A 16,308-nucleotide genomic window follows, 5' to 3' on the forward strand; every position below is an offset into this window, starting at 1 on the left:
GCCGATCCAGCTCAGCGAGCGCGCTTGACGAAGCTCTCGAAGGCGGCGAGATTGGCCATCGGCTCGCCCCGGCTCTCCCGCCAGGCCCACTCCCGCTTGATCGAGGAGCCGAAGCCGAGTTCGAGCAACGTGTTGAACGCCGAGTCGGCGTAGTCGAGCACCACCCCGAGCAACCGGTCGATCGACTGCGGGGTCACCGCGGCCAGCGGCCACCGGCCGGTCAGGTAGATGTCGCCGCTGTCGTCGATCGACCAGTACACCCCGAACATCCGGGCGTTGTGCGTCAGCAGCCAGCCATGCACCTGCTCGTGGTTCTCCTCGGGCTTGCGCACCACGAACGCCTCGACCGCCAGCCCCTGCCCGCCGACGACCAGCCAGCAGGCGGTCTTCAGGCGCTTTTGGCCGGGAAGGTTGGCGACGAACGCCCCGGGCTGGGGCTCCTGGTGCTCCACCTCCGCCTCGACCAGCGCCTGCCTGATCACGGCGACGGCCGCGGCCTGCTCGTCCGGGCCGGCGGGCCGGTCAGCCGTCACCGCGAGCCCGAGCCGGTCAGCGCCAGCGAGCCGAACTCGGCCACCGCGTCCCGGTAGGCGCCCAGCAGGCCGTCCGCGGTGTGCCGCCACGAGAACTGCTCGGCGTGCAGTCGCGCCGCCGCGCCGAAGGCGGCCCGCCGGGCCGGCTCGCGCAGCAACGAGCCGAGCGCGCCGGCCCAGTCCTCGGTGCGGTGGCTGTCCACCAGGGTGCCGGTCCGGCCGTCCAGCACGGCGGTCCGCAGACCACCCACCGCGGCGGCGACCACTGGCACGCCGCAGGCCTGGGATTCCAGCGCCACCAGGCCGAAGGACTCGTTGTAGCTGGGGACCACGGTCAGGTCCGCCGCGGTGTAGAAGTCGGCCAGCAGCGACCGGGACGCGGGCGGCTCGAACCGGACCCGGTCAGCGATTCCCAGCTCGGCCGCCAGCCGCGGCAACGCCAGCGGGTCATCCACCCCGGAGCCGCTCGGCGCTCCCACGATGACCACCTGCAACCGCCGCGCCAGGTCTTGATCCTCGGCGACCAGCTGAGCGGCCGCCCGAAGCAGGACGTCCGGCGCCTTCAGCGGCTGCAGGCGGCCGACGAACAGCAGCACCAGCGCGTGCGCCGGGATGCCGAGCCGGTCGCGGGCGGCGGCGGCCGGAGCGGGCCGGAAGACGTCCAGGTCCACGCCGGGCGGCACCGTCACGATCTTGGACGGGTCGGCGTCATACCAGTCGACCAGTTGCCGGGCCTCGTCGTCGGTGTTGGCGATCAGCCGGTCCGCCTCGGCGATCACCTGTTGCTCCCCGACGATCCGGGCCAGCGGCTCGGGGGCGTCACCGGCGGCCAGGTACTCGTTCTTGGTGCGGCCCAGGGTGTGGGCGGTGTGCACCAGCGGGACGCCCCACCGTTCCCGGGCCAGCCATCCGACCTGCCCGGACAGCCAGTAGTGCGAGTGCACCACGTCGTACCAGCCGGGCTCGTGCTGGGCCTCCGCGCGCAGCACCGCCGCGCTGAAGGCACACAGCTGGCCCGGCAGGTCCTGCTTGGACAGCCCCTCGAAAGGGCCGGCCGTCACGTGCCGGACGATCACCCCCGGCTCGACCGCGACCACCTTGGGCAGCTCGGAGGAGGTGGCCCGGGTGAAGATCTCGACCGCCACGCCGGAGTCGGCCAGCCTGCGGGCCGTCTCGAGCACGTAGACGTTCATGCCGCCGGCGTCGCCGCCGCCGGGCTGCTCCAGCGGCGAGGTGTGCACGCTGAGGGTGGCCACCCGCTTCGGCAGTGCGCCGTGCCTGGTTATCCGCGCTGACATCTCGCGTCGCACGCCCTGTCGCACATCGCCCCCCTGGTTCGGTGTCTGGCCCCGCTCTGTGGCCACAACGCCTAACCCCCTCCGATCATGCCGCCTTGAGCTGAATCAGTGAGAATGCAGACATGGCGAGCGCGCGAGGACTGGCAGTGGTGACCGGGGCGTCCAGTGGGATCGGGGCGGCGACGGCCCGCCAACTCGCCGCGGCCGGCTTCACCGTGTGGGCCTGCGCCCGGCGGGCCGACCGGCTGGCCGAGGTGGCTGCGGCCAGCCCGGCCATCACCGCGGTCAGCCTGGACGTCACCTCACCCGACTCGGTCGCCGAACTGGCCGACCGGGTGAGCGCCGAGCCCGACGGCCTGGCGCTGCTGGTCAACAACGCCGGCGGGGCGATCGGGCTCGAACCGGTCGCCGAGGCCGACCCGGCGGACTGGCTGAGGATGTTCGACACCAACGTGCTCGGGGCGATGCGGCTGACCCAGGCCCTGCTGCCGGCGCTGGAGGCCGGCGGCGGGGGCCACATCGTGCTCACCGGCTCGATCGCCGGCTACACCGTCTACGAGGGCGGGGCCGGTTACTCGGCGGCCAAGCACGCCGCCCGGGCGATGATGGAGACCCTGCGCCTGGAGCTGAACGGCCGCCCGGTCCGGGTGTCGGAGGTCGCGCCCGGGCTGGTGGCCACCGAGGAGTTCTCGCTGGTCCGCTTCCGCGGTGACGCAGCCCGCGCCGCCGCCGTCTACGAGGGGGTCGCCGAGCCGCTGACCGCCGAGGACGTGGCCGACGTCATCACCTTCGTGGCGACCCGGCCGGCCCACGTGAACATCGACCTCGCGGTGGTGAAGCCGCTGGCCCAGGCCAGTCCGTACAAGCTCGATCGGCGACGCTGACCTTTCAGAGAACGACGCGCTGACCCCTAAGAGGACGACGCCCTCAGAGGACGACGCCCTCAGAGGACGACGCACTCCACCCGGTCACGGCCGGCGCTCTTGGCCGCGTACAGCGCGCTGTCGGCGACGTGCAGCAAGCTCTCGACGTCCGCGCCGTTGTTGGGGTAGAGCGCCACCCCGATCGAGGCCGAGAAGCCACCGAGCGGCACCGCGGGCGCGTCCGGGCTGAACACCTCCAGCTCGCGGATCCGAGCCAGGATCCGGTGGCTGACGGCCCGGGCGGTGGGCATGTCCACCTCGGGCAGGATCGCGACGAACTCCTCGCCCCCGAAGCGGCCGATGCTGTCGTACTGGCGCAGTTCAGCGGTCAGCCGCTCGGCGACCGCGACCAGGACGGCGTCGCCGACGAGGTGCCCGTGGGTGTCGTTCACGGCCTTGAACCGGTCCATGTCGATGATCATCAGGGCGACGGTGTGCCGATCGCGAGCAGCGCGGGCGATCTCTTTCTGCGCGACCTGCCGCCAGGCCACGGCATTGAGCAGGCCGGTCTTGGGGTCGGTGGTGGCGGCCACCTCGAGTTGCTTGATCAACGCGCCGCGCTGCAGCACGACCAGCGGGACGATGCTCAGAAAGCTCAACCACGGCGTGAACACCAGCGTCAGGCCGGTCATGGCGCCCAGGCACAGGGTCGCGATCTCGAGCCCGTTCTCTTCGGCGGTGCCGAACAGCGCGCGGACCGGAAGCGGCCGGGCCGCCAGGAAGATGGCGCCGGCGATCATCGTCGTGTTGACGGCGGTGTAGGCCACCAGCGACAGCAGCACGATCGCGGCCCCGGTGGCGTCTCCGGACAGGTGGCCAAGGTGCGAGGAGGACAGCTTGACGATGGCTGAGCCGGTGAGGCAGGCCAGCATGACGGTGGCAGCGGTGAACATCTGGCGGTAGGGGTGGATGCCGGCCCGCAGCCGCAGCACCGTCATGGCCACCGAGATCAACAGCGCCAGCAGCGCCGACAACCCCGACGGCAACGCGATGACCCCGGCGAACGTCCAGACCGAGGTCATGTCGATCTGGTGGCTGTCAGCCATCCGGATCCGCATCCGCTCGATACGCGGTGAGATCTGCTGGAAGGCGGCGAACAGGACGGCCAGCACGCCGAAGCGGATCAGGTCTGAACGACTTATGGTGTCAGTCATCAAGGCGAAGACCGTCCAGAGGACGGCTCCGAGTTCGGCCAGGATCAGATATTGGGCAAGATCTTTGGGCAGTGACCACAGTTCCCAGGAACGGGGCGCCAACCTACGCCTGTTCGTCCCAGGCGGTGGTGCCACTGTCATCCCGCTGTACTCCCGACCCCTTGCAGTGTTGCGTTCCTTCACAGTAACGGCTCAGTCGCGGTGTGTCACCGGGCCCCCGAGATTAGCCGAGTGGGGTGACAGAGAGCGACCGAGCTACGTAAGATCTGTGACGACCGCGCAGTGTATAGCGCAGAATGCCCAGGCTGGCAACTTAACTCCTGTCCGTCTGGTTTGACTCTGCACAGGTTTGACGGCGCTATGTTAACATAAAATATACATCAGGGCATAGGCCACGCAAGGAGGGCGAGCATGAACAACCACGGTTGGTAGAGCCTGGCGCAGGTCCAGAAATACCATCCAGCCCAAAAAAGTTCGGCGACACTCCCCCGTTGCCGAATCGAGAAATGAAAGCAGGCCCACGTGAACAACCACGGCTGGTAGCCCGCAGCACACCTAGCCCCCGTCCGAACCCACGAACGAAAGGGCCACCGTGAGCAACCACGGCTGGTAAAACCGACAGCACACCTGCACCCCGTCCAGCACGAACGGAAAGAACCCTTCATGACCGACCACCGTTGGTGATCCGCCGATCGCGGAGAAGCCGTCGGCTACCGGTGTCCTTCGATCAGCTCTGCTGAGCCATTCCTGCTCCAGAGCACGGTGAACCACACCGCCAGTGCCGCCGCCACCCCGCCGGCCAGACCAACCGCTGTGGCGGCCCCGAACCGGCTCGCCACCAGTCCGCCCAGCAGGATCCCGATTCCCTGGGCAGCAAGCAGGCCCGACGCCGCGAATCCGATTGCCTGTGCTCGGCGGCTGTCCGGAACGGCACGGACGTACTCGGTGACGACCTGCACCTGATAGGCAGTGGCCGCGCCGCTGAGCCCCCAGAGCACGATCGACACCGCGATACCGGGACGCAGCCAGCAGGCCACCAGCGGCAACCCGCTGAGCATGGCGAGCACGCACATCCATTTCGGCCTGAGCGCGTCGGGAACGAAGCGCAGGAACAGATAGGTGCCGAGCGCGGTGCCGGCCGGACCGGAAGCCATCAACAGGCCGATGCCCACGGCGCCGGCTCCGAGCGAGTGCGCGTAGGGCGGCGCGACCCCTTCGGGCACCACGAGGAGCCCCAGCAACCACGAGAAGCCGAGCAGCGTGCGCAGCTTCGGGTCCTTCGCGACCAGTTTGGCCCCCAGCGCGATGGAGGCGAGGTAACTGTGCTCGGCGGCTCCCGCGGTCGGCGCCGGCCGGCGGTGGACGCCGAGGCTGATGAACAGCGCCGACAGCCCGAAGGTCAGCGCGTTGATCCCCAGGCTGGCCTGGGCGCCGATCGCCGCCACCGTCACACCGCCGAAGGCGAACCCGCCCAGCTGCGCCAGCTGGTTGGTGATGGTTCGCAGCCCGGTTCCGACCACGAAGGCCTCTCCGGACAGGATCTCGGGGATCAGAGCCGACTCGGCAGCGCTGAAGGGCGAGCCCGCGAGCACCGCGAAGACCAGCAGCGTGCAGACCGTCCACAGCGGCACGCCAGGGATGGCCATCACGCCGAGCAGGACCGCGCGAATCAGGTCAGCGGCGATCATCACCCGGCGGCGGGGCAGCCGGTCGGCCAGTCCTGACAGAAACGCGCCGCCGATCAAGGCCGGCAGGAAGGTGAGGGAATAGGTCAGAGCGGTCAGCAGCGCGGAGGAGGTCCGTTCGAACACCATGATCGACAGCGCGACCCGGGCGAGCTGATCGCCGGCCATCGACTGCGCGTCGGCCAACCAGAGCACCCGGAACTCTGGAACCCGAAGCACGTCGAGGAACGAGACCCGACGAGCAGATATTACTTTGTGCACGTTCGGGATCATCCTCGCCTTCGGTGACACGGTAACCATAGGAGCAGGTCAGCGCATACACCTAGTGCACATTCGAACACAGGATTGCAGGTGATTCAGCCAACACGGCGTATCAGGATTCCAGACAGGCCCGAGCGGATACCGGAAAGCGCTACCGCTACTCAGACTGGGCGCACACCACGACCCGGTTGCGCCCGCCTCGCTTGGCCGCGTACAGCGCCGAGTCGGCGGCGTGCAGCAGGTCCTGGAGTTCGGCGCCGTGCTCGGGGTAACAGCTGATGCCGATCGAGGCCGACAACCCGATCAGGGCCGGCTGGCCCTCGACCGGGCTGGCCACCTCGAGCAGCTGGACCTGCTGCCGGATGCGCTCGGAGATTCCGACCGCTGTCAGCTGATCCACCCCGGACAGCATCGCCACGAATTCCTCACCACCGAACCGGCCGATCGCGTCGTACTGTCGCAACTCGTGCACCAGGCAGTCGGCGACCGCCCGGAGCGCGGAGTCGCCGGCCATGTGACCATGGGTGTCGTTCACCAGCTTGAAGTTGTCCATGTCGATGATCAGCAACGCGGCGGCCTCGTGCTCACGGCGGGCCCGGGCAAGCTCGCGTTGAGCCATGTGCTGCCAGGTCGCGGCGTTGAGCAGCCCGGTCTTGGAGTCGGTGGTGGCCGCGATCTCGAGCTGCTTGGTGAGCACACTGCGCTGCAGTACGAACAGCGGCGGCACCACCAGCACGCTCAGCAGCGGCTGATTGGCCAGCGCCAGCGCGGTCAGCCCGCCGAGGCAGAGGGTGGCGAACTCCAGGGTCACGTCCTGCCGGTTCTCCAGCAGCGCACTCAACTTGACGGGTCGGACCGCCAGGTAGATCGCCACGAACAGGACGACGAAGTTCACGCTCGCGTAGACCAGCATCGCCACCACGACGGCCCCGACCGCCCAGAACGCCTGGTCGGTGGCGCTGACCCCGGCCGGAAAAAGGTTTAGGACGAGTCGGGCGCTCAGGCACGATGCGATCACCACCGCCGCGCCGAACACCTGGCGGTAGGCCCGCATGCCACTATCCCGCTCGTGACGCAACCAGGCATAACCGAGCACGACCGCGCACAGCAGCACGGTCAATGACGGAGGCAGGACCAGAGCTGCGGCAAATGTCCACACTGAGGTCATATCGACGTGGCCGTAGTCTGCCAACCTGATGCGCAACCGGGCAATTCGGTTGGAAGTTTCTTCGAACACCACCCACAACCCGAGCAGGATCGCGATGCGGGCCAGATCGGACACAACGGGTTCAGTGTTGATTATCAGACAGAAAGCCACTAAGAACATCACTGCGTCGACAGTCAGCACGAACGCCAGCATCGCCCGCGGGGTAGCCCAGAGGTCCCACGAGCGGACCCTTGCCAGCGGCGAAATCGGTGCGCCGCGTGCTGTTCTAGACATTTCCCCACCCGGTTGTCTTGCCTCAGAAGCTAGTGGATCGCGGTCTGGTTTGTCACCTGACACCCACCCATAACCAGGTAACCACCTGATACCACCCATACCGCTACTTAGCCGTTGCGAAGATGCGCCCAAAGGAGGTCAGACAGATGCTCTACAACTGGCGCTGGCCCTAAACCGCAGCCTTTCCCGACCGATCAAGTGCGTGAGGAGGCTCGGCATGCTCAAAAACTGGCGCTGGCCCTAACCCGCAAGCTGTTCAACGACTGCGAGGAGGACACGTTGCTCGGCAACTGGAACTGGCCCTGACCACCGCTCAGGCGGTGGACCGGTCCTCGGCGATCCGCTCAGGTTGGGTGGGGAGCATCACCGGTTCGGCCAACTCCGGCTGCAGCCGTGCTGGGGTGGTTCGATGCCAGCGCCAGGACAGCACCACCGCGAGCGCCGTGCCGAGCAGGCCGGCGCTCGCCACGGCCCCGTTGACCCCCCACACACTTGCGACAATGCCACCGGCCAGGATGCCGAAACCCTGCACGGCAAGCAGGCCGGAGGACGCGATGCCGATAGCCTGCCCGCGCTGCTCGTCCGGCACCGTTCGGACGAACTCGGTGATCACCTGAACCTGATAGCCGAAGAACAACCCGGCAGCCGCCCACAGCAGCAGTGAGAAGACCAGGTTCGGATTCAGGGCGCACAGCCCCAGGGGCACCCCGACGCCGGCAGCCATCGGGCCCATCCAGACCGAGCGGATCCTGCTCGGCACGAAGCGGACCCACAGGTAGGTGCCGAGCGCGGTGCCGGCTGGAATCGCTGCCATCAACAGGCCGGTGGCGACCGCGTCATGGCCCAGGTTGTCGGCATAGGGAGCGGCGACCCCCTCGGGCACCACGTACAGCCCCGCCAACCAGGACAGCCCCACCAGGATGCGCAGTCTCGGGTTATGAAAGATCAGTCGCAGGCCCGAGGACACCCCGCTCAGAAAGGTCGGGCCGATGCTGTCCTGCGCAGCCGAGGTGGCGGCCGCCGCCGGTCGGGGCTTGATCGCCACCATGATCAACACCGCGGACAGCGCGAAGGTGACGGCATCCAGTGCTAGGCCGGCCCGGGCGCCGACCAGCGCGATGAGCAGGCCGCCACCGGCAAAGCCGGCCAGCTGGGCAACCTGGTTGGTGATGGTGCGCAGGCCGGTGCCCACTATGTAGTACTCACCCTCGAGGATGATCGGCATCAGCGAGGACTCCGCTGCTATGAACGGAGCCTCGGTCAGCACCGCCAGCACCAGCAGGGCGCACAGCAGCCAGATCGGCACCCCCGGGATCGCCATGCAGCCCAGCAGCACCGCGCGTGCCACGTCGCAGCCCACCATCACCTGGCGGCGCGGCAACCGGTCGGCAAGCCCGGACAGCAGCACGCCGCCGAGCATCGCCGGCAGGAAAGTCAGCGCGTAGGTGAGCGCGGTGAGCAGGGCCGAGGCGGTCTGCTGGAACACCAGCACCGACAACGCCACCCGGGCGATTTGATCACCGATCGCCGATTGGGCATCAGCGAACCACAGCACCCGGAATTCGCGAATTCGGAGGACATCAGCGAAGGTGACGCGCTCGCTGGCCAACCCGACCTCGCAATTTCGTGGTGTCCGATGTGGGTTCATACGTTAGCCGGTGACCGGCTAACTACGCACGGTATCGGATAGTTAAAAAGTACAATTTCGAAGATGCGCCTCGGGCCCGAGCCGGATACCGAACCTGGCCTGGACCCCGGCGCGGATTTCGGCGGCGAGTGCCAGCAATTCCGCGGTGGTGGCACCGCCACGATTGGTCAGGGCCAGCGTGTGCTTGGTCGAGACCGACACCGTGCCGCGGCCCCGATCCAGCCCCCAACCGCGTGGAAAACCGGCCTGCTCGATGAGCCAGGCAGCCGACAACTTCGTCCGCCCGTCGGTCTGCCAGCGCGGGCAGCCCTCGGCCGCGGCCGGCACCTCGTCCAGCAGTGGGTTGACGAAGAACGACCCGACGCTCCAGCTGTCGTGATCGGCCTCGTCCAGCACCATCCCCTTGGATCGCCGCAGTTCCAGCACGGTGGCGCGGACCGCGTCCAGCGGGGCGGTGGCGCCGGGCTCGATGCCGAGCCGGTTGGCCAGTTCCAGGTACCGGATCGGCCCGGACCAGGTGCTGCGGGTCAACCGGAACGTCACCTCCAGGACTACAAACCGGTCGGTGTGCTTGAACGCCGAGCTGCGAAAGCCGAACTCGCACCGCTCGGGTGACCAGCACTGAACCGTCCGGCTCTGGCGGTCATAGATCCGCAGCCCGGTCAGGAAGTCGGCGACCTCCGAGCCGTAGGCGCCGACGTTCTGCACCGGCGTCGCGCCGGTCAGGCCGGGGATGCCCGACATCGTCTCCAGGCCGGCCAACCCGTCGGCGACGGTCCGGGCCACCAACTCGTCCCAGGACACCCCCGCCGCCACCGTGATCAGCTGCTCGTCATCGACGTCCTGACGGGTGATCGTGTCGGAGGCGACCCGGATCACCAGCCCGGGCCAGCCGGCGTCGCCCACCACCAGGTTCGAGCCGCCGCCCACCAGCAGGACCGGCTCGTCGGCGGCGTCCGCGGCCGCCACCAGGGCCACCAGCTCGTCGCTGCTGGAGGCGATCTCGATCCGCCCGGCGGGGCCACCGAGCCGCAGCGTCGTCAACTCGGCAAGGGTGGTGGCCATGGCTGTCAAGTTTAGGTGTAACCCGACGATGCCCAGGACGCGCCATCGGGGAGAATCGCCGGCGTGACGAAGCAGCCGCGGCTGGCAGCCGGCCGGGCCAGGGCGCTCGGGCTGCCGACCCGGGGCACCACGAACGCGAATCGGTTGCGCCGGATGGACAACTGGATCGCATCCCAGCTGGCCGAGCCGCTGCGGCAGGCCGCCGTGCCGCTGGTGATCGACCTGGGCTACGGCCAGAGCCCGGTCACCGCCGTCGAGCTGCTGAGCAGGCTGCGCCCGCGGCGGCCCGACGTCGAGGTGCTCGGTCTGGAGATCGACCCCGAGCGGGTGGCCGCCGCCCAGCCGGCAAGCCGGCCCGGGCTGAGCTTCGGCCTCGGCGGCTTCGAGTTGGCGGGCCGGCGGCCGGTGATCGTGCGCGCCGCGAACGTGCTGCGGCAGTACCCGCCCTCGGCCGTTCCCGAGGCCTGGCAGCGGATGCGGAGCCAGCTGGCGCCTGGCGGTGTCCTCGTCGAAGGCACCAGCGACGAGCTGGGCAGGCGGGCCAGCTGGGTGCTGCTGGACGCCCGCGGGCCGCTGAGCCTGACCCTGAGCTGCCGTCTCGCCGACCTGCAACGGCCCTCGGACGTGGCGGATCGGTTGGTCAAGGCACTCATCCACCGCAACGTGGCGGGCGAGCCGATCCACCGGCTGCTGCGCGCGATGGACGCCGCCTGGGATCTGCACGCGCCGTTGGCCGTTTTCGGCCCGCGGCAGCGCTGGCAGGCGATGGCTGCCACCCCTGGCTGCGGACTGGCCGGTGTTGAGCACAGCCGGCCGGCACCGCTTCGGAGAATTGACCGTTAGTTGGAGCGCGGTGGCCCCCGTGGAATAAGCCCGCTGGAAAGTAATAGACGTATTTAGACGCTTAGCTAGGTAATTGCGTCTAGATGTCTGCTGGGAGTTAAGAATAACTGCCGGAGATAACGGAACTCCGGTTGGACCCGCCGGCAAGGAGCTCGGAAAGTGACTGCACAGAACGACTTCGACGTGCTGGTGATCGGCTCCGGCTTCGGCGGCAGCGTCACCGCCCTCCGGCTGACCGAGAAGGGGTACCGGGTCGGTGTCCTGGAGGCCGGCCGGCGCTTCGACGAGCACACGCTTCCCCGGACGTCCTGGAACCTGGCCGACTTTCTCTGGGCGCCGAGGTTGGGCCTGACCGGCATCCAGCGGATCCACCTGCTGAGGAACGTGGTGATCCTGGCCGGCGCGGGGGTCGGCGGCGGCTCGCTGAACTACGCCAACACCCTGTACGAGCCGCCCGAGCCGTTCTTCGCCGATCCGCAGTGGGCCCACATCACCGACTGGCGCTCGGAACTGGCGCCGTTCTACGCCCAGGCGAAGAAGATGCTCGGGGTGGTGACCAACCCCAGCACCACCCCCGCGGACGTGCAGATGAAGCGGCTGGCCGAGCAGTTCGGCGCCGGCGACACCTTCGAGCCCGCCCCGGTCGGGGTGTTCTTCGGCCGGGACGGTCGCAAGGAGCCCGGCCAGCGGGTGCCGGACCCGTACTTCGGCGGCGCCGGGCCCGAGCGCACCGGCTGCATCGAGTGCGGTGAGTGCATGACCGGGTGCCGGCACGGCGCCAAGAACACCCTGACCGTGAACTACCTGGCCCTGGCCGAACGGGCCGGCGCCACCGTGCACCCGCTGACCACCGCCACCGGCGTGCGGTCGATGCCCGGCGGCGGCTATCAGGTCAGCGCGGTGCGCACCGGCAGCTGGCGGCCACGCAGGGACAGCCGGGTCTACACCGCCGAGCAGGTGGTGTTCGCCGCCGGCGCGTACAGCACCCAGAAGCTGCTGCACCAACTGCGGGCCAGCACCCTGCCCCGGATCTCGGCGCGGCTGGGCCAGCTGACCCGGACCAACTCCGAAGCCCTGCTGGGCGTGGTGTCGAAGGACCGCCGCGCCGACTACACCCGCGGGGTGGCCATCACCTCGTCCTGGCATCCCGATCCGCACACCCACATCGAGCCGGTCCGCTACGGCCGGGGCAGCAACGCGATGGGCCTGCTGAGCACCGCGCTCACTGACGGCGGCAGCCCGGCCCACCGGATCCGGCAGTGGCTCGGGGTGGCGGTCCGCCATCCCCGACTGATCCTGCGGACCGTGGTGCCCCGGCACTGGTCCGAGCGGACCGTCATCCTGCTGGTGATGCAGTCGCTGAACAACTCGATCACCGTGCTGGGACGAAAGACCCGGTTCGGACGGCTGCGGCTGACCTCCACCCAGGGCATCGGCGAGCCCAACCCGAGCTGGATACCGGTGGCCAACCAGGCCGCCCGCCAGCTCGCCGACAACATCGGCGGCGCGCCGGGCGGGACCTACGGTGACCTGTTCAACGTGCCGATGACCGCCCATTTCATCGGCGGCTGCCCGATCGGGGACTCCGCCGAGACCGGGGTGATCGATCCGTACCACCGGCTCTACGGCTACGACGGGCTGCACGTGCTGGACGGCTCGGCGCTGTCGGCCAACCTGGGCGTCAACCCGTCGCTGTCGATCACCGCGCTGGCCGAGCGGGCGACGGCGTTGTGGCCCAACAACGGCGAGCCCGATCAGCGGCCGGCGCTGGGGCAGCCCTATCGCCGGCTGGACCCGGTGCCACCGGTCCGTCCCGCCGTGCCCGCCTCGGCTCCGGCCGCCCTGCGACTGGGCCCCACCCGGCTGGCCCGCTGATCCCCACCGCGCAATGGCTAGAAAGGACGGGTCAGCGCCAGAGCGGGGCGATGGCCTCGGCCAGCAGGCCGGCGACGTCACCCAGAACGTGCCGGCCGCCGGAGACCACCAGCCGGCCGTCGACGAGCACCGTGTCGACGTCGGCCGCGCCGGCCACCAGCACCACCTGCTCGGGCAGCGCCCCCGCGGTCCGGACGGTGTCCAGCCGCAGCGCCACCAGGTCGGCCCGCTGGCCCGGCGCCAGCTGACCCGCGTCCGGCCAGCCGAGGCTGGCGTGCCCGGTCAGCGCGTCCACCAGCTCGGCAGGGCTGAACCGGCCCCGGCGCAGGCTGGCCAGCCGGGCGTGCAGTTCCAGGGCGCGGGCCTCCTCGAGCAGGTCGACGCAGGCGTTCTGGTCGCTGCCCAGGGTCAGCCGGGCGCCGGCCGCCGCCAGTTCCGGGGCCGGGCCGATGCCGTCGGCCAGGTCCCGCTCGGTGGTGGGGCAGAAGCTGATGTTGGTCGCGGTGCGGCCGTAGAGCGCGATGTCGGCGGCGCTCAGGTGGGTGGCGTGCACCGCGGTGTGCAGCGGCCCGCCGAAGCCGTGCCTGGCCAGCAGCTCGGTGGGGCTGCAGCCGTAGTGCCCCAGGGTGGCCTCGTTCTCGGCCGGCTGCTCGGAGACGTGGACGTGCAGCGGGCTGCCGGCCGCGGCCGCGACGACCTGACCGAGCTGGCCGGCCGGCACCGCCCGGACCGAGTGGATCGCCGCACCGATCCGGACCGTGTCGTCCTGGGCCGCGCCGACCTGGGCCCCGTGAATCTGGGCCAGCAGCGCCACCCGCTGCTGCCAGGCAGCCGCGGAGCCGTCACTGAACCGGCGCTGCACCTCGTCCAGCTCCAGGTGACCGGCCGGGCCGAGGCCGCCGCTGAGGTAGCAGGTGTCCAGCAGGGTGATCCGGATGCCGGCTTCGGAGGCCGCCTGGATCAACGCGTGGCCGAAGGCGTTCGGGTCCGGGTAGGGGCTGCCGTCCTGCTGGTGGTGCAGGTAGTGGAACTCGCCCACGGCGCTGATTCCGGCCAGCGCCATCTCGGCGTAGACCGCTCTGGCCAGCAGGTGATAGGCCGGCGGCTCGAGCCGGCGGGCCAGTGCGTACATCCGGTCGCGCCACGTCCAGAAGGTGCCGCCGTCGCCGTGGGTCCGCCCGCGCAGCGCCCGGTGAAAGGCATGGGAGTGGGTGTTGGCGAAGCCGGGCAGCACCAGGCCGGGCAGCCGGACGTCCTGATCGGCCGGCTCCACGCCGGCCTCGACGCGCGTCCAGCGGCCGTCCTCGGCCACCAGCCGGACCCGCTCCGCGACGCCGCCCGGCAACCAGCCGTAGGGCGCCCAGTAGCTGCTCATCCGGAGCCTGCTCATCCGGCCAGCTCGGCCACCACCGAGGTCAGCGCCCGCACCCCGGCATGGCAGTCCTCGAGCTCGGCGTGCTCGGCCGGCGAGTGCGAGATGCCGGTGGGATTGCGGACGAACAGCATCGCGGTGGCGACGCCGGCGTTGGCCAGGATGCCGGCGTCGTGCCCGGCTCCGGTGCCCAGCACCGGGGCGCCGGCCAGCACGGCGCTGATCCGGTCGCTCAGGTCGCGGTCGAAGCCGGTGGCCTCGGTCCAGGACTCCTGCAGCAGGCTGCCACCGGCGCCGGAGGCCAGCGCGTCCAGTTCGGCCACCACGGCCAGCACCTGCTCGGCGTCCGGGCCGCGGGCATCGAGCCAGGCGGTGACGTGCGACGGGATCGCGTTCACCCCGTTGGGAAAGACGCTCACCTTGCCCATGGTGGCCACCGAGTCCCGGCGCTCGGCCGCCTCCCGGGCCGCCAAGATCAGCCGGGCGTAGGCCAGCGTCGGGTCGCGGCGGTCAGCCAGCCGGGTGGTGCCGGCATGGTTGGCCTCACCGGGCAGCTCGATCCGCCAGCGGCCGTGCGGCCAGATCTGCGAACCCACCGCGACGGGCCGGTCCAGCTCCACCAGGCCGCGGCCCTGCTCGACATGCAGCTCGACGAAGCACCCGATCCGGTCGAGGGTCTCGGAGTCGGGGCCGACGCCGTCCGGGTCCAGGCCCGAAGCGCGCATCGCCGCGGCCATGCTGGTCCCCTCGGCGTCGGACAGCGCCCGGGCACGGTCGGCGGGCAGCGCGCCGGTGATCAACCTGGATCCGGCGCAGGCGATGCCGAACCGGGCGCCTTCCTCGTCGCCGAAGTTGACGACCCCGATCGGACGCCGGGGTTGAAAGCCCTGCTGGCGCAAGGCATCCACCGCCGCGAACGCCGACACCACGCCCAGCGGCCCGTCGAAGGCGCCGCCGTCGGGCACCGAGTCGAGGTGGCTGCCGATCACCAGGCCGCGCTGGTGAGAGGACGGCTCACCCCACCAGGCCCACTGGTTACCGGCGCGGTCCAGCGTCAGCGACAGTCCCCGGTCGGCCGCCTGGGCCGCGAACCACTCCCGCAGGTCGTGGTCGGTCCGGGTCCAGGCGAACCGCTGGTAACCGCCGGTGGCCGCCGACCGGCCGATCGGGGTCAACTCGTCCCACATCCGATCGAAGGACGGCTGGTCGGTCATGCGTCGAAGCCCCGCCTCAGGCAGGCCTAGACCAGCCCGGCGTCGGACAGCCACTTCTGGGCGACGTCCTCGGCGTTCTGCTTCTCCAGCGACACCTGCTCGTTCATCTTGATCAGGTCCTCGGTGGTGAGCTTGGCCGAGACGGCGTCCAGGGCGGCCTTGACCGTGTCGGAGGCCTTCTCGCTGTTGATCAGCGGCAGCACGTTCTGCGCGGTGTAGAGGTTCTTCGGGTCCTCCAACACCACCCAGCCGTTCTTGGAGATCAGCGGGTCGGTGGTGAAGATGTCGCCAGCGTCGATCTGGCCGTTCTTCAGGGCGTTCTGGGTGAGCGGGCCACCCGGGTCCAGCTTCTTGAAGGTCTTGAACTTCACGCCGTAGACCTTCTCCAGCCCGGGGATCCCGTCCGCCCGGGTCTGGAACTCGGGCGGGGCGCCGAGGGTGAGGTTGCCCGCCACCGAGGTCAGGTCGGCGATCGATTTGAGGTTGTACTTGGCCGCGGTCTCCTTGGTGACCACGATCGCGTCCTTGTCCTGGGCTGCGGACTGCTGCAGCACGATCAGCGGCTGCGGGGTGGCCTTCTGCAGCGCGGTGTAGACCTCGTCGCTGCTGACCGCGGTGGCGTTCTTGTCGAAGTACTGCAGCAGCACGCCGGAGTACTCCGGGATCAGGTCGATCGAGCCGTCCCTCAGAGCCGGTAGGTAGGTCTCGCGGCTGCCGATGTTGAGCTTGGTGGTGACCTTGACGCCCTTGGCCTTGAGCGCGCCGGCGTAGATGTTGGCCAGCACGACGTTCTCCTGGAAGTTCGCCGAGCCGATCACGATGGTGTCGGTGGGCGCCGACGAACCCGCCCCGCCCGGGTTGGTGTCGGTGGGGTCATCGCTGTCCCCGCAGGCGGTGAGCAGCAGCAAACACGCGCTGACGGCAGCGGCGGCGAAAGCGCGAATAGCTGTCATGTCGGGGATTCTCCTGTCATCTACCAGATCATCGAGATCATAG

General features: G+C 69.7%; 13 protein-coding genes. 3 read left to right on the forward strand and 10 right to left on the reverse strand.

The window, feature by feature from the left end:
- Positions 1-11: 11 nt before the first annotated feature.
- Positions 12-533, reverse strand: a complete 522-nt coding sequence (locus VF557_06510; protein ID HEX8079844.1) for a YbjN domain-containing protein — start codon at positions 531-533, stop codon at positions 12-14.
- Positions 530-1,831 carry a D-inositol-3-phosphate glycosyltransferase gene (gene mshA / locus VF557_06515; GenBank protein ID HEX8079845.1) on the reverse strand — a complete coding sequence of 434 codons (1,302 nt, stop codon included), beginning with the start codon at positions 1,829-1,831 and terminating at the stop codon, positions 530-532. Before mshA ends, VF557_06510 begins: the two co-directional genes overlap by 4 nt.
- Positions 1,832-1,953: 122 nt before the next feature.
- Here mshA and VF557_06520 point away from each other — a divergent pair, with 122 nt between their 5' ends.
- Positions 1,954-2,715, forward strand: a complete 762-nt coding sequence (locus VF557_06520) for an SDR family NAD(P)-dependent oxidoreductase (protein ID HEX8079846.1) — start codon at positions 1,954-1,956, stop codon at positions 2,713-2,715.
- A 59-nt stretch (positions 2,716-2,774) separates the two neighbouring features.
- On the opposite strand, the gene VF557_06525 is transcribed toward VF557_06520, so the two are convergent.
- From VF557_06525 to VF557_06545, 5 genes are all read right to left on the reverse strand, one after another.
- A complete protein-coding gene (locus VF557_06525; protein ID HEX8079847.1) occupies positions 2,775-4,010 on the reverse strand; it encodes a GGDEF domain-containing protein in 1,236 nt (411 codons plus the stop codon).
- 608 nt (positions 4,011-4,618) lie between these two features.
- Positions 4,619-5,893 carry an MFS transporter gene (locus tag VF557_06530; GenBank protein HEX8079848.1) on the reverse strand — a complete coding sequence of 425 codons (1,275 nt, stop codon included), beginning with the start codon at positions 5,891-5,893 and terminating at the stop codon, positions 4,619-4,621.
- Between the two features lie 118 nt (positions 5,894-6,011).
- Positions 6,012-7,136, reverse strand: a complete 1,125-nt coding sequence (locus VF557_06535) for a GGDEF domain-containing protein (protein ID HEX8079849.1) — start codon at positions 7,134-7,136, stop codon at positions 6,012-6,014.
- 472 nt (positions 7,137-7,608) lie between these two features.
- A complete protein-coding gene (locus VF557_06540) occupies positions 7,609-8,943 on the reverse strand; it encodes an MFS transporter (protein ID HEX8079850.1) in 1,335 nt (444 codons plus the stop codon).
- A gap of 42 nt (positions 8,944-8,985) precedes the next feature.
- A complete protein-coding gene (locus VF557_06545) occupies positions 8,986-10,008 on the reverse strand; it encodes a UDP-N-acetylmuramate dehydrogenase (GenBank protein HEX8079851.1) in 1,023 nt (340 codons plus the stop codon).
- Between the two features lie 63 nt (positions 10,009-10,071).
- Here VF557_06545 and VF557_06550 point away from each other — a divergent pair, with 63 nt between their 5' ends.
- Complete coding sequence (locus VF557_06550) at positions 10,072-10,851, forward strand: class I SAM-dependent methyltransferase (GenBank protein HEX8079852.1); 780 nt, start codon at positions 10,072-10,074, stop codon at positions 10,849-10,851.
- Between the two features lie 159 nt (positions 10,852-11,010).
- Positions 11,011-12,726, forward strand: coding sequence for a GMC family oxidoreductase (locus tag VF557_06555; protein HEX8079853.1), 1,716 nt, complete (start codon positions 11,011-11,013; stop codon positions 12,724-12,726).
- A gap of 31 nt (positions 12,727-12,757) precedes the next feature.
- Here VF557_06555 and VF557_06560 read toward each other — a convergent pair whose 3' ends face one another.
- Genes VF557_06560 through VF557_06570 form a run of 3 tightly spaced genes read right to left on the reverse strand, consistent with a single transcriptional unit; the run spans position 12,758 to position 16,265 of the window.
- On the reverse strand, positions 12,758-14,101 hold the full coding sequence (locus tag VF557_06560; protein ID HEX8079854.1) for a formimidoylglutamate deiminase: 1,344 nt from the start codon (positions 14,099-14,101) through the stop codon (positions 12,758-12,760).
- A gap of 11 nt (positions 14,102-14,112) precedes the next feature.
- Positions 14,113-15,312, reverse strand: a complete 1,200-nt coding sequence (locus VF557_06565; protein ID HEX8079855.1) for an allantoate amidohydrolase — start codon at positions 15,310-15,312, stop codon at positions 14,113-14,115.
- Between the two features lie 26 nt (positions 15,313-15,338).
- Entirely contained in the window at positions 15,339-16,265 is a 927-nt protein-coding gene (locus tag VF557_06570) for an ABC transporter substrate-binding protein (protein HEX8079856.1), read from the reverse strand.
- Positions 16,266-16,308 lie beyond the last annotated feature (43 nt).

Source organism: Jatrophihabitans sp., assembly GCA_036389035.1.
In the GTDB taxonomy this organism is placed as follows: domain Bacteria; phylum Actinomycetota; class Actinomycetes; order Mycobacteriales; family Jatrophihabitantaceae; genus Jatrophihabitans_A.

Coding starts and splice junctions, on each gene's coding strand:
- VF557_06560 (HEX8079854.1), bottom strand. CDS start 14,101: ATGAGCAGCTACTGGGCGCCCTACGGCTGGTTGCCGGGCGGCGTCGCG.
- mshA (HEX8079845.1), bottom strand. CDS start 1,831: ATGTCAGCGCGGATAACCAGGCACGGCGCACTGCCGAAGCGGGTGGCC.
- VF557_06570 (HEX8079856.1), bottom strand. CDS start 16,265: ATGACAGCTATTCGCGCTTTCGCCGCCGCTGCCGTCAGCGCGTGTTTG.
- VF557_06545 (HEX8079851.1), bottom strand. CDS start 10,008: ATGGCCACCACCCTTGCCGAGTTGACGACGCTGCGGCTCGGTGGCCCC.
- VF557_06530 (HEX8079848.1), bottom strand. CDS start 5,893: ATGGTTACCGTGTCACCGAAGGCGAGGATGATCCCGAACGTGCACAAA.
- VF557_06565 (HEX8079855.1), bottom strand. CDS start 15,312: ATGACCGACCAGCCGTCCTTCGATCGGATGTGGGACGAGTTGACCCCG.
- VF557_06540 (HEX8079850.1), bottom strand. CDS start 8,943: ATGAACCCACATCGGACACCACGAAATTGCGAGGTCGGGTTGGCCAGC.
- VF557_06520 (HEX8079846.1), top strand. CDS start 1,954: ATGGCGAGCGCGCGAGGACTGGCAGTGGTGACCGGGGCGTCCAGTGGG.